The sequence below is a fragment of the Moraxella sp. CTOTU47618 genome, from assembly GCF_032017425.1.
GTDB lineage: Bacteria > Pseudomonadota > Gammaproteobacteria > Pseudomonadales > Moraxellaceae > Faucicola > Faucicola tetraodonis.
This window is the reverse complement of record NZ_DALZPW010000008.1, coordinates 63,679-82,617: the sequence shown is the minus strand read 5'-3', so window position 1 is coordinate 82,617 and position 18,939 is coordinate 63,679. Positions and strand designations below refer to the sequence as shown.

The window sequence follows — 18,939 nt, the reverse complement described above, 5'->3', positions numbered from 1 at the left end:
TCACAATCATGACTTAGTTTTTACTTTTGCTATGATCTTTTAACTCAATATTGATACCCAATGACTTAATCTCTTTGGTCAATACGTTGAACGATTCTGGCATACCAGCTGACATGTTCTGTTCGCCATCGACGATGTTTTTGTACATACGAGTACGACCTTCCACGTCATCGGATTTCACCGTCAACATCTCTTGCAATGTATAAGCAGCACCATAAGCTTCAAGTGCCCACACTTCCATCTCACCGAAGCGCTGACCACCAAACTGGGCTTTACCACCCAATGGCTGCTGGGTAACCAGTGAGTACGAACCCGTTGAACGTGCGTGCATTTTGTCATCAACCAAGTGGTTGAGTTTGAGCATGTACATATAACCCACGGTCACCGGACGATCAAACTGTTGACCGGTACGGCCATCAAACAATACTTGCTGACCCGAGGTTGGCATACCCGCTAATTCTAGCAAGCCTTTGATTTGCTGTTCTTTAGCGCCATCAAATACTGCGGTACCCATTGGTACGCCAGCACGTAGATTTTTTGACATGGCAATGATTTCGTCATCACTGATGCTGCCCAAGTCCACTTGCTCGCCGCCAATTTGGTTATAGATTTTGTCTAAGAAATCACGTAACTCAGCAACTGCCGCTTGTTGTTTGATCATCTCGTCAATTTTGATACCCAAACCACGTGCTGCGCCGCCTAAGTGGGTTTCTAGAATCTGACCGACGTTCATACGCGATGGTACGCCTAGTGGGTTTAGTACCACATCCACTGGGTTGCCGTTTTCATCATATGGCATGTCTTCAATCGGCATGATACGTGATACCACCCCTTTGTTACCATGACGACCCGCCATTTTGTCACCTGGCTGAATACGACGTTTTACTGCCAAATACACTTTGACGATTTTTTGCACACCATGCGTTAAGTCATCACCTGCCGTTAATTTGCGTTTTTTCTCAGTGAATTTTTCATCGATTTCTTTTTGTTTATCGGTTAAAAAGTCACCAATTTGTGATAAACGCTCTGCGGTATCTTCTTGGGTTGGCTGAATATCCAGCAATGTTTCAAGTGACATGTCTTGCATTGAGTCTTCACTCAATACCGTACCTGATTTTAAGCCCGCGCCACCACTGACAGTCTGACCGTCAAGCAATGAAATAATGCGACCGCGTGCGGCGTTTTCAAAGATACGCAATTCTTCTTTTAAGTCTTTACGATAGCTATCAAGCTGGGCTTTTTCGATAGCTTGCGCACGGCTGTCTTTTTCTACACCATCACGGGTAAAGACTTGGACGTCAATCACCGTACCTTTGGTAGAAGAAGGCACTCGCAACGACGTATCTTTAACGTCCGCGGCTTTTTCACCAAAAATTGCACGAAGTAGTTTTTCTTCAGGGGTGAGCTGGGTTTCACCTTTTGGTGTCACTTTACCCACCAAGATATCGCCACCTTGCACTTCCGCACCAATGTAGACGATACCTGCTTCATCTAGATTAGCTAGGGCTGCTTCACCCACGTTTGGAATATCGGCAGTGATTTCTTCCGTACCCAATTTGGTATCACGCGCCACACAGGTTAATTCTTGGATGTGAATGGTGGTAAAACGATCTTCTTTAACCACACGCTCAGATAACAAAATCGAGTCTTCGAAGTTGTAACCGTTCCAAGGCATGAACGCCACACGCATGTTTTGACCCAATGCCAACTCACCCAAATCGGTTGATGGGCCATCTGCCAAGATATCCCCACGCGCAATGACATCACCTTGGTTGACGATAATGCGTTGGTTAATACAGGTGTTTTGGTTTGAACGGGTGTATTTGATTAAGTTGTAGATATCAATGCCCGCTTCGCCCGCTTGCATTTCATCTTCATTCACTTTTACAACGACACGGCTCGCATCCACGTCCATAATGACGCCGCCACGTTTGGCAGTCACACACACACCGGAGTCACGGGCAACGTGACGCTCCATACCTGTACCAACCAGTGGTTTGTCAGAACGTAAAGTGGGTACCGCTTGGCGCTGCATGTTTGAACCCATCAAAGCACGGTTGGCATCGTCATGTTCCAAGAATGGAATCAAACTTGCTGCCACAGACACAACCTGACGCGGTGATACGTCCATGTGGGTCACTTTCTCTGGTGCCATACGGACAAATTCACCATAGTTACGCACAGAGACATAATCTTCTGTCAACTGACCGCTTTGGTCAATCGGCGAATCCGCTTGTGCAATCACAGTGCCCACTTCTTCAATCGCTGATAAATACTCGATTTCATCCGTTACTTTACCGTCGACTACTTTACGATACGGGGTTTCTAAAAAACCAAATTCATTGGTTTTAGCGTAGACAGCTAGTGAGTTGATTAGACCGATGTTTGGACCCTCAGGGGTTTCAATCGGACACACACGACCATAATGGGTTTGGTGTACGTCACGGACTTCAAAGCCTGCACGTTCACGTGTTAAACCACCTGGACCTAATGCAGAAACACGACGCTTATGGGTGATTTCTGACAACGGGTTGTTTTGGTCCATGAACTGTGACAATTGTGATGAACCGAAGAACTCTTTAATGGCGGCTGCCACAGGTTTTGAGTTGATTAAATCTTGTGGCGATAAGTTATCTGTTTCAGCTGAGCTTAGACGCTCTTTGACAGCACGCTCAACACGGACTAAACCCACACGAAATTGATTTTCTGTCATCTCACCGACTGAACGGACACGGCGGTTACCTAAATGGTCAATATCGTCCACTACCCCACGACCATCACGAATTTCAATCAACATTTTTAATACGTCGATAATGTCTTCGTTGGTCAACACACTGCGTTCACGCTGCACATCAGGGTCATTGGTTGGCTCATAGGCACGGCCCAAACGACGGTTGAACTTCATGCGACCGACATTTGATAAATCATAACGGTCCGCGTTAAAGAACATCGATTCAAACAGTTTTTCAGCTGTATCGAGTGTTGGTGGCTCACCTGGACGCATTACTTTGTAGATTTCAATCAACGCTTCTTCACGGCTCATTGCGGTATCCGCGCGCAGTGTATCGGCGATATATGAACCATGATCAATATCGTTAGTGAATAAAATATCAAATTCTTTAATACCATTATTGCTGATTTTGACCAAAGTCTCGTGGTCAAGCAATTGGTTAGCGCGTGCAATGACTTCATCATCCACAACGATATCTTGAGCCAAAATACGCTCATACAGGTATTCATCAGGCACAGGCAATTTAGTCATACCGGCTTGTTCGATTTTACGAATCGCGCGCGCGTTGATACGTTTACCTTGTTCAACAATCACTTCGCCATCCGGTGAAACGATTTCAAACTGCGCCATTTCACCGCGTAAACGGTCAGTGACAAGATCGATTTCAAATTGCTCATCACCTTTATAGACGTGGGTTTTTTCATAAAACGCATCTAAAATTTGCTGTGTATTCATTCCAATGGCATGCAAAATCACCGTTGCCAATAATTTACGGCGACGGTCAATACGAGCAAACACCAAGTCTTTGGCATCAAATTCAAAGTCTAACCATGAACCACGGTAAGGAATAATACGGGCGTTATATAGCACTTTACCACTTGAATGTGATTTGCCTTTGTCATGGTCAAAGAATACGCCTGGTGAACGGTGTAATTGCGATACGATGACACGCTCAGTACCATTAATCACAAAAGTACCATTTTCAGTCATCAATGGGATTTCACCCATATAGACGCTTTGTTCACGGATATCTTTAATTGCCGCTTTAGCATCTTTGTCTTTAACATCTTTGTCTTTGATGACCAAACGGATTTTGACACGTAATGGCGCTGCATAGGTTGAACCACGTAAAATACATTCGCGCACATCAAACTCTGGTGTACCTAGATAGTATTCAACAAATTGTAGCTCCGCATTGCCAGTATGGCTTTCAATAGGGAAAATAGAATTAAAAGCGGCTTGTAAACCAATGTTTTCCCGACCTTTTGGCTTTTTATTTTCTTGCAAAAATTGCTCATATGAGTCAACTTGGATGGCCAATAAGTATGGCACGTCCATGACGGTGGGCAACTTTGCAAAACTTTTACGAATGCGTTTTTTTTCAGTATACGAGTATGCCATTAAAAGTCCTTAAACATTCAAAGCGTTAATGCCTACCCATCTATCAATACTTCAGTGCACTGATACCGCTATGCACTGATAAAGTCACAAATCACCAAATTTCCTGTTAGGAAATTAAACTTTTTGCGCATTTATCAACGATGGAATCTATTTTTAAAAGATTTGATGACCCAATCCCTACAGTCTTAGGTCACCAACTTAAATCCAATTTCCTAACGGAAATCTTAAAACCTTGCTCAATCAGCGGATAAGTTAATCATCACAGGATGCATAACCCAATCAGCGATATAATATAAAATCGATACAAACAAAAACTGTAGAGACGACAAAAAGCCAAACACCTTTGGGGTATTTAGCTAAAGTTTTTTACGCATTACCAGACTTTCTAACTTGCATGGAACAATTCTGTCCTTGGTGCGTGTGCCATCTTATATTCAATCAGACACGAAAGGTCAAGAGAATGATTATAATAAAAAAAAGCCATTATTGCAAGTGCAATAATGGCTTTTTGAAGTTTAGAAAACTTAGGTGCGAGAATTATTTCAATTCTACTGATGCGCCTGCTTCTTCTAATTTTTTCTTCAATTCTTCAGCTTCAGCTTTCGCTACGCCTTCTTTAACAGTTTGTGGTGCGCCTTCAACTAGGTCTTTAGCTTCTTTTAAGCCCAAGCCAGTGATTTCGCGAACTGCTTTAATAACAGCTACTTTCTTGTCGCCAGCGCCAGTTAATACAACGGTGAAGTCGTCTTTTTCTTCTGCTGCAGGCGCGTCACCGGCTGCTGCAGGTGCTGCTGCTAGTGCAGCGGCTGATACGCCAAATTTTTCTTCCATTGCAGAGATAAGATCTACAATTTCCATTACTGATTTTTCAGCGATTGCATCAAGAATTTCTTGGTTAGTTAATGCCATGATGTGTGTTCCTAAATAAGTGAATTTGGTTTAAAAAATGCTAAGCGTAGTTAAGTTTACTTAAATAAATTAAGCGGCTTCGCCTTGCATTTTGTCGCGTAATGCTGCCAAAGTACGAACAAATTTGCCTGCAGCGGCTTCTTTCATCGTACCCATTAAGCGCGCAATCGCTTCGTCGTAAGTTGGTAAGCTTGCTAAACGATCGATATCTTTAGCAGCGATAAACTCGCCTTCAAAAGCTGCACCTTTAATTTCAAACTTATCGTTTGTTTTAGCAAATTCTTTGAACAAACGTGCCGCAGCACCTGGATGTTCAGTTGAGAATGCGATAAGTGTTGGACCTACAAATACGTCATTTAACACAGTGTAGTTAGTGTCTTCTAACGCACGACGTAATAAAGTATTACGCACGATACGCATATCAACACCCGCTGCACGAGCTTCTTTACGCAGTTGGGTCATTTTACCTACTGTCACGCCACGAGCATCGGCAACAACAGCAGAAAGGGCACCTTTGGCAGATTCACTTACTTCAGCAACAATCGCTTGTTTGTCTTGAAGATTTAATGCCATGGGTTGTCTCCATATTATCAGTTTCCTAGTTATGATTAACTTAGGGCACCAATAAACCTAGTTAATATAATAAGTTAAAGTACAACTTATTATCACTCCGATACGGTGGCAGTCAATGATAAATTAAACTGCCATCCCGTCTGCGTAGGCTGTGAAAAACTTTCACAATTAAACTATTTACGATTAAACCAATAGAATTATGATTAAACCAATAGAACCTACGGTCTTAGACAGCACAACCCGTTTGTGCTGAACTAAATTTATAATATGTTAAAAAATTCACCATTAAGCGTTAAAGCTTAGGCATTACGATAAGGAACTGCATCTAAGTTGATACCAGGGCCCATCGTGCTTGATAGGGTGATTTTTTTGATATAAATACCTTTTGAGGTCGCAGGTTTTGCTTTTTTCAAATCAGCGATTAATGCAGACGCATTTTGCTCGATTTGTTCAGCACTAAAACCTACTTGACCAATCGTGGTATGGATAATACCTGCTTTATCAACACGGTAAGTTGCCTGACCCGCTTTGGTATTTTTAACCGCTTCAGCAACGTTAGGGGTAACTGTACCTACTTTAGGGTTTGGCATTAAGCCACGTGGACCTAAAATTGTACCTAATTGACCAACAACGCGCATTGCATCAGGCGACGCAATCACAACATCAAAGTCCATGTTACCCGCTTTGATGCTTTCTGCTAGGTCTTCAAAACCTACGATATCAGCACCCGCTTCTTTTGCGGCATCCGCTGCTGCACCTTGTGCAAACACGGCAACGCGTTTGGTTTTACCGGTACCTGCAGGCAGGTTAGTAGCACCACGAACCACTTGGTCAGATTTACGTGGGTCAACGCCTAGATTGATAGCAATATCGATTGACTCTTTGAATTTTGCTGGTGGCAATTTATTTAGAATTTCCACCGCTTCAGCCAATGTGTATTGTTTGTTCGCATCATAACTTTCAGCGATTGCTTTTTGACGTTTAGTTAATTTAGCCATTTACACACCCTCCACGTCAATACCCATTGAGCGAGCAGTACCCGCCAATGTGCGAACCGCAGATTCTAAGTCAGCAGCAGTTAAGTCAGCGTTTTTGGTGTTAGCAATTTCTTCTAACTGTGCGCGGTTGACTTTACCCACTTTAGTTTTGTTCGGTACGCCTGAACCTTTGGCAGCACCTGCAGCTTTGCGAATTAAGAACGCCGCTGGTGGTGACTTCATGATGAAGGTGAACGATTTGTCGTTGTAAACAGTGATTTCAACAGGAACAGGTAGACCTGGTTCCATGCTAGAAGTAGCTGCGTTGAACTCTTTACAGAATGCCATGATGTTCACACCTTTTTGACCCAATGCTGGACCAATAGGTGGTGATGGATTAGCTTTACCAGCTGGCACTTGTAGTTTGATGTAACCATCAATCTTTTTAGCCATGATAGACTCCTGTTATGGGTAATAGCGCTAGACTCCCATTCATCAAATGGTAATCCGGCTCCCCGGGTGATATTGTCAATCTAACAGACAACAGAAAAAAATAAAGTGCCATATTATAAGCGAATTTTTACTTAGGTAAAGCAAAAATTGCTAAATTTGGCACTTAGTTACAATTTTAGGGCTAAAACCCATGAAAAAGACAAACTATCAAATACTAGTTAATTTTTTCTACTTGTTTAAACTCTAGCTCAACCGGGGTTGGACGGTTAAAGACATTGACGGTCAACTGTAAGCGTGATTTTTCGTAATCCACTTTTTCTACCAAGCCTCTAAACTCGGTAAACGGACCATCGATGACCAACACTTCTTCACCTGGCTCAAATAAGGTTTTTGGACGGGGTTTGTTTTCGTTGGTATTTAAACGATTTAAAATGGTATCGGCTTCTTTTGGGGTAATCGGCGCAGGATTTTCTGGCGTACCGCCAATAAAGCCCATCACACGTGGACAGTCTTTAACTAAGTGCCATGTATTGTCGTTCATATCCATTTCAATCAATACGTAACCTGGGAAGAATTTACGCTCGGATTTGCGTTTTTTGCCATCTCGCATTTCGATAACTTCTTCGGTTGGGACGAGTACTTGACCAAACGATTCTTTATATTCGCTGCGATTGATACGTTCAATTAATGAACGCTGCACTTGTTTTTCAAAGCCTGAAAATGCTTGTACGATATACCAACGCATGGATAATCTTCCTCTAATTCATTGCTAAACACATCGCCTACTATACCAAATATGAGCAATGCAGGTAAAATATTGATATTGCTAGATAGATAAAAACCCACAGATGTGGGTCAAATAAAAGGGTTTGGCTAAATTTTTGCTATTGACCAATGACGTATTGAATCAATTGGCTAAATACGGTATCTAATAACCACACAATAAAGGCTAATATCCCAGCCACTACCGCAACTTGCCAAGTGTATTCAAGGGTTTCTTGTTTGGTCGGCCAAGTCACACGGCGTAATTCAACGCGAGAATCTTGCAACAGCGTTTTAAAAGCACTGCCTTGGTTGGTCAATGCCAGTGCCAATAATGCAGCAATGATTAGTCCAGCAATAACAACCACGCGCGTCCATAAACTGCTAGCGGGTTGCCAATATGCGGGTAAATATTGATTGACTAAAGTTGCACTGATTAATGCAACAAAAGCAAAAATCCACAGGGCAAAATCTTTAGGGGAGTGTCGTTTGGCAATCTCAATAGCGGCAGGTTGGTGGACAACCACTTTTTCACCAGACATCCTTTTGCCATTGAGCTCTGCTAGTTTTTTCTCTAGCATTTGTTTCATAAGGCTGCCCTGTCTATCATTAAAACGTATTTTATTATTAGAATAAAGCGTATACGCTAAACTAACTAAAATGTGGCAGGCGATGAGGGACTCGAACCCCCAACATTCGGTTTTGGAGACCGACGCTCTACCAATTGAACTAATCGCCTATGTTGAGTTTGAGTATTATAGCGAGTTTTTTTTTGAATGCAACACTTTCTATAGTTTTTTGCGATTTTAATCTTACCCTATCACTGCTAAGATTTTACGGCGTAAAAGCGCAGCGTCCGGCATGGCTTCCCCATTGATTCGTAGTATCGGAATACCTGCACTCAACAGCGCTTTGTCTTTTTTTTCATCTTGCTGCTGACGGCGGCGAGTGTTGTGCGTCCAGTCGTCTAATTCAATTGCCAATAGTACGGTTTGCTTGTCTTGATCGACCAGCACATAGTCAACACTCATACGGCAAATACGATTAAACCAAAAGCCTTGGTCAGTATCGTCATCGTCATTTGGCATGATAATACGTGATAGCTGTACTTGCCCAAAAATAATCAGCTCAGGCACGGCTTGCTGCAAGCGATTAAAAAATATCACTTCGGTGGGCGTCATGATTGGCATCGGCTCAAACGGCCATACCGCTAATTCATCTCCCCGAACTGGCTTAATAACCTCTTCACGGCTACTACCACTACTACGAAATGCAAATACTAACAGGATAAACACCACAAACGCTAACACTAAAAAAATTGTCACACTAACCACACACTCATATCTATAGGATAATTACCACAAGGGAGCATTATTCCTCTATTGGGTGATTTTCACAAGCACATAGACAAACAATGCGACACAAAATGTCGCATTGTTTGGGTTGTTTGGCCTTGTTTGCATAGTTTGGCTTCAAAAGGTTAAATAGGCTTACCAGTAAAGCACCCAGCCACTATTGACATCCACGCGGCTATCGTTATTGAGCTTGTCTTTGAGCGCCAAGGCAGCGACTTTGCCTTTTTCTGGACCTACGACAATACGTACCCCTTTGCTCGTTTGGGTGGTTTTGACTTTGTAGCCTGCCGCTTGTAATTTTTGGGTGATTTCATTGGCTTTTTTCTCGTCGGTTGCCAATGCGACTTGTACCCCAAACGTACCTTTGGCATCCGTTTCTTTTACCGTCTGACGCGCCTGCCTTAAATTGTCTTGTGCCGCTTGGAATGCTTGTTTTTTCTGGGCTTGTTGCTGAGCTTCTAATTTTTTCTGGGCGATTTCTTGTTGACGTTTTTGCTCTTTTAACTGCTCTCTTAACTGGGCTTCTTGCTTTTTACGAGCGATTTCTTGCTGTTTTTGCTGCTCTTTTTGCGCGGCTTCTTGTTTTTTACGGGCGACTTCTTGCTGCTGCTGCAGTAGCGCCTGTTGCTTTTTTTGTTCAGCTTCTTGTTTTTTGCGGGCAATGTCATTTTGACGTTGTTGCTCTCGCGCTTGGGCTTGCTGGGTGATACGGTTGACTTGTGCCGCAGTCGGGATGGTGATAGTTTGCCCGACACGTAAGCTGCTGGTGGTGTTGAGATTATTGACGCTTGCCAATACGTCGACTGGCACATTGTAGCGACGTGATAACCCTATCAACCCATCGCCTGCCTTGACTTGATAGGTGCCAGGATTGCTAGGGGTGGCTTTTGCCGCGGGCTGCGGCTGTGCGACGGCGGGTGCTGTCACTGTGGGCTTTGGCGTAGCTGCTTGTTCTTTAGTTTGCGTAGCGCTTCGAGTTTGCGCAGCGCTTTGGGACTGTGCGCTATTTTGCACGCTATTGGGTACTGCAGCTTGCGTTTGTGGTGGTGCGGCGTCCCTGTCAACGGGTCGGGGCTTTACCACAGGTTGGGTAATCGCGGTCACTGAGCTGGCAACCACCGAATTGGTATTGGCGGCATTTTTGTTGGCATACAGTTGATTTTCAGCACGGCTACGCGCCAAAGCTTCCGCTTCAATCCGCTGTTGCTCGGTCATGTATTGCTGGGCTTGTTGTTCTTGCGCAGCGACCCGTTGCTCACGTTCTTTTTGTTTTTGCGCCAGTAAATTTTTTTCGGTTGCGACATCCGCAGTGAGTGGCTCGTTGCTGATTGCCGATTGTTTATCTGTCGTGGGTTTAGCGATAACTTGTTGGCTATTGACTGCAGGTTTGGCAGGCGCGTTCAAGACTTGGTGCATAGTGGCATATAACAACACGCTACCGCCTAACAATACCGTTGTACCCAATAATGCTTGCTTAGAAAATTTCATGCCAATTACCCTAATTTATGTGTCTTGATAAATGATTTTTTCAACCTATAAAAATCGACGAATTTTGACTAATCATAGCAAAATTCGCGTTAGCAGTTTTTACCATTGTTGAGATATTAACTGAAAATTTTGAAAAGTAAAATCATTTGACGCACAAATTCGTTATTCACTGAGTGATTGGCTAGTCAGTACACCGCTGATGGTATAAAAAGAACCACACACTAAAATTAGGTCATTATCTTGGCTGTGGACAATCACCGATTGGGTCGCCAAATTCAAATCCTCAAAAATAGACACAGAATTAAAATAGCGTGGCAACAACTCAGTTAAGCGTTCTTGGCTACTGGCTCTAGGGTGAGATATAACGCCGCTATGAACACTGTCAATCTGCATTACCGTTTGGGAGAATTGTTGTAGCTGCGCAAGCACTGGCTCAATGTCTTTATCAGCGAGCATGGATATCACCAAATGCAATTTGGCGGTTGGATGCTGGCGTTGGTAGGCATGTACATACGGCGTCAACTGCTTGAGCAAAAACTGCATCCCATGCTCATTGTGGGCAACATCAAACACCCATTGGCGAGCTGACATGCGTCTGCTGTCAAAACGCCCAGCCAATTTTACCTTCGGTAACGCAGCTTGGATGTGGTCTTGGGTTATGGTCAATGGGCTGGCTAAGAGGGCGGTGATAGCCGTTGCGGTATTGTGCAAAGACAAATTGGGCATAGGCAATGATAAAGTCACCGCGTTATTGCTATATTGCCATGTCGCTGCACCGTCAATATGGCGGTAGCCATAATCTTTGCCATACTGTAGCAAATGGGCATGGTGCTGTGCCATCAAAGGCGGGATGGTCGAGGGCATATCGGCTTCGCCATACACCAATGTTAGATTATTACGCAAAATACCGGCTTTTTCTACAGCGATTTTTTCACGGGTGTCGCCGAGCCATTCGACATGGTCGATACCCACATTGGTAATGACCGCAAGGTTTGGATCGATGACATTGACGACATCGAGGCGACCGCCTAACCCCACCTCCAATACCCAGACATCACAATGGTTTTGGGCAAAAATCAAAAACGCGGCAAGCGTCGTCATTTCAAAAAATGACAGTGTCAACCCACAATCCAATCTCGCCTGCTCGATTTTGGCAAACGCATCAATCAGGGTTTGGTCATCGACCATTTTTCCATTGATTCTGACACGTTCGTTAAACACCAGTAGATGCGGTGATTGATATAAAGCGGTTTTATAGCCTGCTTGTTGACAAATCTCGGCAATAGTGGCGGTGGTGGAGCCTTTGCCATTGGTGCCTGCCACGGTAAACACAAAGGCATCGGTTTGCTTTATACCCAATGCTTGAAATACGGGTATCACCCGCTCAAGCCCCATATCAATCGCAGACACATGGATGCCTTGCATGTAGTTTAGCCACTCGGTTAACGAGCTTGAAACGCTAGGCGGCAATGGGGATGATGAGAGTGCGGGTGGTAAGCTTGACTGTTGCATGGATAAAACCGTGATAATAATGAATTAGTGAGCCTGACGAAAATAGGTCATTTTTTTGAGTAAGCGATGAATCGTTTCTTTCATTTGCAGACGATGGACGACTTGATCGACCACACCATGCTCTACCAAAAACTCAGCGCGCTGGAAAGGCTCACCCAGCACTTCGCGAACGATTTGTTCAATCACCCGTTTGCCCGCAAAACCAATCATGGCTTTGGGCTCCGCCAAATGGATATCGCCTAACATCGCGAGCGATGCCGTCACACCACCATACACAGGATTGGTCAGTACTACAATATAAGGAATATTGGCGTGTTTGAGTTTTTCAATCGCTGCGGCAGTACGCGCCATCTGCATGAGTGATAACAAGCCCTCTTGCATACGGGCGCCACCCGATGCGGCAAAACACACCAGCGGGATTTGTTCTTTGAGCGCCGTCTCGGCAGCGAGCACGAATCGATCGCCTACCACAGAGCCCATTGAGCCACCCATAAAAGCAAAATCAAACGCACAGGCAACTACGGGTAGCCGCTGGAGTTTGCCTTTCATGACGATAAGTGCTTCGGTTTCGCCCGTCTTGGCTTGCGCTTCGCTCATCCGTGTTGGGTAAGGTTTGCTATCGACAAAGTCTAAGGGATTGCCTGCTTGGTACTGCTGACCCAGCTCGTCATCCACTTGGTCAAAAAACCAGTTCAGACGCGTGCGGGCGGTCATGCTAAGATGTTCGTCACACGATGGGCATACGTAATTATTAAAAATCAGCACTGTATTGGTGATGATTGAATTACAGTTGGGACATTGAGTCGATGGTTCGGTCTCAACCGCCGTCAGTATTTGCTTGGCACGCGGCTTGATGGTGGGTAATGGGCGTTTTAACCAAGTTTCTTCCAGTGTCTGTCCCATCGGTTGAGGCTTCATATCAGTGCTCATAATAAGTCCCTATTAACAGTGCAATTTAAGAGTGCCAATGAATAGTAGTTTTTTGAGTGTACAAGTACAAACTCATTTTATAATGCGTATGCTAACTGATTTTAGCAATAAATGAAATGATTAACCTCAAATACCTCAAACCATTCTATCACTCAAGACTATCAATCGCTTCTCTTAGCTCATCCATTTTATCCAAGATGGCTTTTTTGGCATGGGCGATTTTTTGTTCATCGTTGCCCACATCCGCAAAGTTTTTCACCAGCTCACTACCGACAATCACGCCATCCGCATATTGTCCGACTGCTTTTGCCGATGCACCATCACGAATACCAAAACCAACACACACAGGTAAAGCAGTTTGTGCTTTAATCGCTTGCACGTGCTCGCCCACATCTTGGGCATCCAATGCTTTTGAGCCTGTTACACCTTTGACCGATACATAATAGATAAAACCACCGCCATGTTTTAGCACTTGCTCACGGCGTTCTGGCAAGGTGGTTGGCGCAAGTAAAAAGATTTCGTTCATTGCTGAATTGGCGAGTTTTTGGGTAAAATCGCCCGCTTCTTGTGGTGGTAAATCAACCATCAAAACACCGTCAATCCCAGCATCTTGACAAAGGCTGATAAACTTGTCATAACCGATGATTTCAATCGGATTCAGATAGCCCATAACTAGCACTGGCGTGGTGGTGTTGGTTTTACGAAACGCTTTTACCATCTCAATCGCTTGGCGGGTACTGGTGCCACCTGCCAATGCGCGCTCGCCTGCTAGGGCGATAGTCTCACCGTCTGCCATGGGGTCGGAAAATGGCAAGCCGACTTCAATGACGTCTGCGCCGTGGTCAACGAGTTCATGTAGTAAGCTGACGGTAACAGTTGGGTTTGGGTCGCCTGCCATCACATAAGGAATTAAAGCTTTTTTGTTTTGCTCTCGCAATGTGTTAAAGGTGGTTTCAATTCGGGTCATAGGTTTTCCTAATATTAGCGTAAATTTATTGGGAAGTTTAAATAGCTTCCCATTTCATTAAAATTTCAGCTTTCGGCTTATAGAATATTTTCAAAGGATTGTCTTTTGCCATTTGCTGTTTATTATTTATCTTTTGATAAGTGCCACTATTGATTCTCACTTTATATTGATATTTGCACTTTTGTATATGACTATCGCAAGAGTTTGGATTTTCTTTATCATCAAAAAACAAATAATACTGTTTCGTCCCACGATAGTCTTTGATTTGGGTTGTGTATTCATCAGCCATCGCTGTTTTGGTGGGCTCAAAAACAGCATAAAAGCTCTGTTTAAATTCAAATGAACCAAGAAATAATATAATTGCCAAAAATATGATGACCAGAATACCACTTCTAATATCGGCTAAAACACTATCATTCCCTTGTCGCATTTTTTGAAATATAAAATAGCTAGCTGGCATTATTGAAAGAAAAACCATACTAAAACTAAGTTGGTATAAAATCTCCCAAATACCTTCGTGAAAATTGGCATAAATACCGATTAGAAAGTAAAAAGCAAAAGCCATGTACAAATAATAAATTATTTTGTAGCTATTAGTTGGCAGTTGCATTTCAGTATTATTTGTCATCATCCCCATTAATTCGTTAAACTTTATCTCTCATAACTATAAATGTAAAACCGAGTGAATTTAAGCCATTCCAATTTTGCGGATAGGCAATTTTTTCATCGTCTTTTGCCAAGCCCATGCCCCGATTTACCAAATAATTTTTGCAGGAAAAATGCCTAACTCACTATCTTTAGTCAATAACACAAAACCTTCCAAATAAGCTTGAGCCGCAATCATACGATCAAAAGGGTCAGCATGGGTAAATTCAAACTCCCCTGACAGTTTGGCGTGTTGCCACGTCACAGGCAAATGATTAAATTCACTAATTTGCATAACTTGAGCAAATTCTTGTAATACTTTTTCGGCTTTACCGAGTTTGCCCTTGCGGTGCTTCGTTGCCATTTCCCAAACACTTGTTGAACTGACAAAAATTTGATTATTTTTATCCGCTAAGATATCAAACACCGTTCGGCTCAAATTTTCGGGTTCTGTCCACCACCAAAGTGCCGCATGCGTATCTAGCAAATAACAGTTTACCATCTTGCCAATTCCGCTTCATCCAATGGCTCATAGAATGCGGGGTCAGCCGTGTAACCTGCTAAAATCCCTGCTTGACGTTTATCGTTATCGACACCGCTTTCTGTTTCCATTTTTTTGATAATGGCATTGGGTTTATTTTGCAAAAAAGCTTTAATGAGCGCTTGTAATTCTACAATTACTTCATCTTGAGCAGTTGCTACTAATTGTAACGTTTGCATCCTTTCTCCTTTTGCTATTTTGATAAAATCAAATCTCAATCCCATCCCGTTTCATGACGGTATGCAAATCTTTATCCCCACGACCCGACAGATTGACAATAATTGACTGGTCTTTGCTCATGGTTTTGGCAAGTTTCAACGCATACGCAATGGCATGCGAGCTTTCTAGTGCAGGAATAATGCCTTCTTTTTGGGTACATTCACGAAATCCCACCATCGCTTCTTCATCGGTACAAGGTACATACTGCACACGGTCGATATCTTTTAAGAAACTATGCTCAGGACCCACGCCCGGATAATCCAGCCCTGCCGAAATCGAATGGGTGCCCAAAATCTGCCCATCATCATCCGCCATCAAATACGTGCGGTTGCCATGTAATACCCCCACTCGACCGACGGTAAGCGGTGCAGCATGGTTGCCTGTCTCGACCCCATCGCCGCCGGCTTCGATACCATACATTTTGACGTCTTTATCATTCAAAAAGTCATAAAACAGTCCGATGGCATTACTACCGCCACCGACACAAGCGACCAACGCATCGGGCAGTTTGCCTGTTTTTTGGTAGTGTTGTAGCTTGGCTTCTTTGCCGATAATGGCTTGAAAGTCACGCACTAGCATGGGGTATGGGTGCGGACCTGCGACAGTGCCAATGACATAATAAGTGCTATCGACATTGGTGACCCAGTCGCGCATGGCTTCATTCATGGCGTCTTTGAGCGTGCGAGTGCCCGAGGTGACAGGCACCACTGTTGCGCCAAGCAAACGCATGCGATACACGTTCATGGCTTGGCGTTCGACATCATCTGCGCCCATATACACCACGCACTCTAAGCCCAGCCGCGCCGCGATGGTGGCAGTTGCTACGCCATGTTGTCCTGCACCTGTCTCGGCAATGATGCGTTTTTTGCCGACCATTTTGGCAAGCAAGGCTTGACCGATGGTGTTGTTGACTTTGTGAGCGCCTGTGTGGTTTAAGTCTTCACGTTTAAGATAAATTTGCGCGCCGCCAATGTCGTCACTTAGGCGCTTGGCATGATAAAGTGGCGTTGGTCTGCCAACGTAATTGACCAAGTCGTCTTGAAAGGCTTTCCAAAATTCGGGGTCAGCTTTGGCAGTGTTATAGATATGCTCAAGTTGTTCCAGTGCTGCCATCAGGGTTTCAGAGACAAAGCGTCCCCCATGAATGCCAAAATGTCCACTGGCATCGGGATATTGATTAAAGTCTTTTACTTCAGTTGGGTTTTGAATGTTCATTATTTTCTCTCTAATTTTATAAATCTTTAACGACTTTTAAGCCTGCAAAGGTTTGTGCGGTTGGCATGACTTCGATACGGTTGATATTGACGTGTTTGGGCTGTTCAATCAGCCATGCCACCATATTGGCGATATCTTGAGGGGTGACATACTGCACGCTGTCATAAACTTGGGCAGCTTTGGCGTCATCGCCATGAAAGCGAATATTGCTAAACTCTGTGCCACCACATAGTCCTGGCTCGATATTACTGACACGGATATTTTTACCGACCAAATCGGCACGTAAGTTTAGGCTAAACTGGGTCACAAAGGCTTTGGTCGCGCCATACACATTACCACCAAAATACGGATAATTGCCTGCGGTTGAGCTTAAATTAATAATGTAACCGTCGTTGTTGGCGACCATGAAAGGTAAAATTTCATGGGTTAAATGAATCAAGCCTAGAATATTGGTATTGACCATTTGTTGCCAATCGGCAAAGTCTGTTTTATCCGCCGGTTCAAGTCCGAGTGCCAATCCTGCGTTATTGACCAGTACATCGATGTTGGTAAGCAAATCATTTGGCAAAGTTTGTAGCGCGGTTTTGGTGGTGGGCAAGTCCGATACGTCAAAGTTTAGCGGGATAAAGTTATCGCCCAGTTGGGTCTGTAGTTCGTCCAGTTTCTCTTGGCGTCTGCCTGTGCCGATGACGGTATGACCTTTTGAGATGAGTAATTCGGCAATTGCCTTGCCAAACCCTGCAGTTACGCCTGTGACCAAGATATTCATTTTCCACCTGTCGTCTTTTTGTTCTATTGTACTAGAACGCTAGTATAAAGTATTTTGCTAAAATTGCAATGTTAATGTTTGACTTATTTAAAATGTTACCAACGACTATCGTTCTCACAGACATCACCATCCTTATCACCATCCATTTTAGTATCAGGACAATTTTGTGAAAACCATTCAGCTTCTTCACGGGAATTCATTTGGCTACAATGTTGCCTACCATCACATTTGAAATTTGTATTACTAACCGATTTTTGTTCTATACTAGGAAGTGTTTGCTTAGATACTTGCGAATTAGTATATTCTGAACGATTTGACAAATTCTGATAGCCGTAATAGATAAGGCAAGCAATTGCTAAAAGACCAAATAGAGAACTGAATAAACCTTTTGGCTTATTATTTGGTAATTTTGATTGTTTATAGGTTTTTTTCGTGAAAGATACGTTGCTATCTTTACGTTGAGAAACATTGTCATCTCGCTCTAATTCTAAGTAAAGGTTTCCTTTTTGAGCATTTGTCGAAACATTATCATTTAATTGATTTTGATATCTTGCTCTAGTCACCTGTAACCCTTTTGGCGTATTTCCAACTTGAAAAACGACATCATCACCAACTTTTGGACGAAGTGAATTAGGCGGAAAAGCCGAAATATGCACAAATACATCTTTATCCAAATCATCAGATTTCACAAAGCCAAAACCTTTGTCATCGTGCCAGCGTACAATTTTACCGATACTCATTTAATTCCTCACTTTAGCTAAGAAACCTGTCATTTTCTGCAAACTTTTCACCCCTTTTGCTGACTCAATTCCGCCACTGACATCCACGCCATAGACATTGGTTTTGGCAATCGCCTCGCCCACGTTATCCACCGTTAAACCGCCAGCCAAAATAATCGGTAAAGGTGAGTTTTTAGGGATTTTATCCCAATCAAAACTATCGCCCGTTCCGCCAAATTTATCGGGATGATAGGCGTCAAGTAGCACGCTACACGCGCCAAAGTCTTTAAGCGCTTGGATTTGGGTGACAATCGTCTCTGAGGTGTCATCATGGCTGATGCGTAATGCCTTTATCCAGCGTTTATTGATTCTATCCGCCATCAGCTTGCATTCTCGCGGCGATTCATCCCCGTGAAACTGCACGATATCAAACGGCACGTGATGCGATAGATAAACCAATTCTTGCTCGGGCATATTGACCACCAATGCCACCACCGTGGTCAATGCAGGCACCGCTTTGGCAAGCTCACAGGCTTGCTCGGCGGTCACCGCTCGCGGGCTTGGCTCATAAAATACAAGACCCACCGCATCGACGCCAAGATTGACCGCATTTGTAATATCTTCAAATTGGGTAAAGCCACAAAATTTGACCGCTGTATTTTTCATTAAGTTGTGTTTGTCTTGAGAATGATAAAAGCTAGTATAACGAAAAAAGACACCCAAACGGATGCCTTTTCTCAGTCTTTTATTAGGCTATAACGAATGTCACATTC

General features: G+C 43.6%; 19 protein-coding genes and 1 tRNA gene. All 20 read right to left on the bottom strand.

Annotated elements, in window-relative coordinates; genetic code table 11:
- Positions 1-13 precede the first annotated feature (13 nt).
- On the bottom strand, positions 14-4,132 hold the full coding sequence (gene rpoB, locus RTS09_RS07795; RefSeq protein ID WP_312535824.1) for a DNA-directed RNA polymerase subunit beta: 4,119 nt from the start codon (positions 4,130-4,132) through the stop codon (positions 14-16).
- 537 nt (positions 4,133-4,669) lie between these two features.
- Positions 4,670-5,041 (bottom strand): 50S ribosomal protein L7/L12, encoded by a 372-nt coding sequence (rplL, locus tag RTS09_RS07790; protein ID WP_007116395.1) that lies wholly within the window; start codon positions 5,039-5,041, stop codon positions 4,670-4,672.
- A 69-nt stretch (positions 5,042-5,110) separates the two neighbouring features.
- Complete coding sequence (gene rplJ / locus RTS09_RS07785) at positions 5,111-5,614, bottom strand: 50S ribosomal protein L10 (RefSeq protein ID WP_201664582.1); 504 nt, start codon at positions 5,612-5,614, stop codon at positions 5,111-5,113.
- A gap of 299 nt (positions 5,615-5,913) precedes the next feature.
- Positions 5,914-6,612 (bottom strand): 50S ribosomal protein L1, encoded by a 699-nt coding sequence (gene rplA, locus RTS09_RS07780; RefSeq protein WP_036597694.1) that lies wholly within the window; start codon positions 6,610-6,612, stop codon positions 5,914-5,916.
- Positions 6,613-7,044, bottom strand: a complete 432-nt coding sequence (gene rplK / locus RTS09_RS07775; protein WP_007116398.1) for a 50S ribosomal protein L11 — start codon at positions 7,042-7,044, stop codon at positions 6,613-6,615.
- A gap of 214 nt (positions 7,045-7,258) precedes the next feature.
- Positions 7,259-7,789: a transcription termination/antitermination protein NusG gene (nusG, locus tag RTS09_RS07770; protein ID WP_007116399.1), complete on the bottom strand. Its 531-nt coding sequence runs from the start codon at positions 7,787-7,789 to the stop codon at positions 7,259-7,261.
- A 139-nt stretch (positions 7,790-7,928) separates the two neighbouring features.
- Positions 7,929-8,396 carry a preprotein translocase subunit SecE gene (gene secE, locus RTS09_RS07765; RefSeq protein ID WP_007116400.1) on the bottom strand — a complete coding sequence of 156 codons (468 nt, stop codon included), beginning with the start codon at positions 8,394-8,396 and terminating at the stop codon, positions 7,929-7,931.
- Between the two features lie 73 nt (positions 8,397-8,469).
- Positions 8,470-8,545 (bottom strand) — tRNA-Trp (locus RTS09_RS07760).
- Positions 8,546-8,618: 73 nt separating this feature from the next.
- Positions 8,619-9,131 carry a DUF2726 domain-containing protein gene (locus RTS09_RS07755; protein ID WP_239741595.1) on the bottom strand — a complete coding sequence of 171 codons (513 nt, stop codon included), beginning with the start codon at positions 9,129-9,131 and terminating at the stop codon, positions 8,619-8,621.
- Positions 9,132-9,296: 165 nt separating this feature from the next.
- Positions 9,297-10,649, bottom strand: coding sequence for an SPOR and LysM peptidoglycan-binding domain-containing protein (locus tag RTS09_RS07750; protein WP_312535817.1), 1,353 nt, complete (start codon positions 10,647-10,649; stop codon positions 9,297-9,299).
- Positions 10,650-10,811: 162 nt separating this feature from the next.
- Entirely contained in the window at positions 10,812-12,161 is a 1,350-nt protein-coding gene (gene folC / locus RTS09_RS07745) for a bifunctional tetrahydrofolate synthase/dihydrofolate synthase (RefSeq protein ID WP_312535814.1), read from the bottom strand.
- 24 nt (positions 12,162-12,185) lie between these two features.
- A complete protein-coding gene (gene accD, locus RTS09_RS07740) occupies positions 12,186-13,091 on the bottom strand; it encodes an acetyl-CoA carboxylase, carboxyltransferase subunit beta (RefSeq protein ID WP_312535811.1) in 906 nt (301 codons plus the stop codon).
- A 148-nt stretch (positions 13,092-13,239) separates the two neighbouring features.
- Positions 13,240-14,058 carry a tryptophan synthase subunit alpha gene (trpA, locus tag RTS09_RS07735; protein WP_312535808.1) on the bottom strand — a complete coding sequence of 273 codons (819 nt, stop codon included), beginning with the start codon at positions 14,056-14,058 and terminating at the stop codon, positions 13,240-13,242.
- Positions 14,059-14,095: 37 nt separating this feature from the next.
- Complete coding sequence (locus RTS09_RS07730; protein WP_312535806.1) at positions 14,096-14,689, bottom strand: hypothetical protein; 594 nt, start codon at positions 14,687-14,689, stop codon at positions 14,096-14,098.
- Positions 14,690-14,812: 123 nt separating this feature from the next.
- The gene (locus tag RTS09_RS07725; RefSeq protein ID WP_312535803.1) at positions 14,813-15,205 is read right to left on the bottom strand and encodes a type II toxin-antitoxin system VapC family toxin; all 393 of its coding nucleotides are present in this window, start codon (positions 15,203-15,205) and stop codon (positions 14,813-14,815) included.
- Positions 15,199-15,423: a hypothetical protein gene (locus RTS09_RS07720; RefSeq protein ID WP_312535800.1), complete on the bottom strand. Its 225-nt coding sequence runs from the start codon at positions 15,421-15,423 to the stop codon at positions 15,199-15,201. Before RTS09_RS07720 ends, RTS09_RS07725 begins: the two co-directional genes overlap by 7 nt.
- Before the next feature lie 28 nt (positions 15,424-15,451).
- Complete coding sequence (trpB, locus tag RTS09_RS07715) at positions 15,452-16,678, bottom strand: tryptophan synthase subunit beta (RefSeq protein WP_036601146.1); 1,227 nt, start codon at positions 16,676-16,678, stop codon at positions 15,452-15,454.
- A gap of 16 nt (positions 16,679-16,694) precedes the next feature.
- Positions 16,695-17,447, bottom strand: a complete 753-nt coding sequence (locus RTS09_RS07710; protein WP_309593028.1) for an SDR family NAD(P)-dependent oxidoreductase — start codon at positions 17,445-17,447, stop codon at positions 16,695-16,697.
- A 95-nt stretch (positions 17,448-17,542) separates the two neighbouring features.
- A complete protein-coding gene (locus RTS09_RS07705) occupies positions 17,543-18,187 on the bottom strand; it encodes a cold shock domain-containing protein (RefSeq protein ID WP_076774559.1) in 645 nt (214 codons plus the stop codon).
- Positions 18,188-18,832 carry a phosphoribosylanthranilate isomerase gene (locus tag RTS09_RS07700; RefSeq protein ID WP_312535790.1) on the bottom strand — a complete coding sequence of 215 codons (645 nt, stop codon included), beginning with the start codon at positions 18,830-18,832 and terminating at the stop codon, positions 18,188-18,190.
- Positions 18,833-18,939 lie beyond the last annotated feature (107 nt).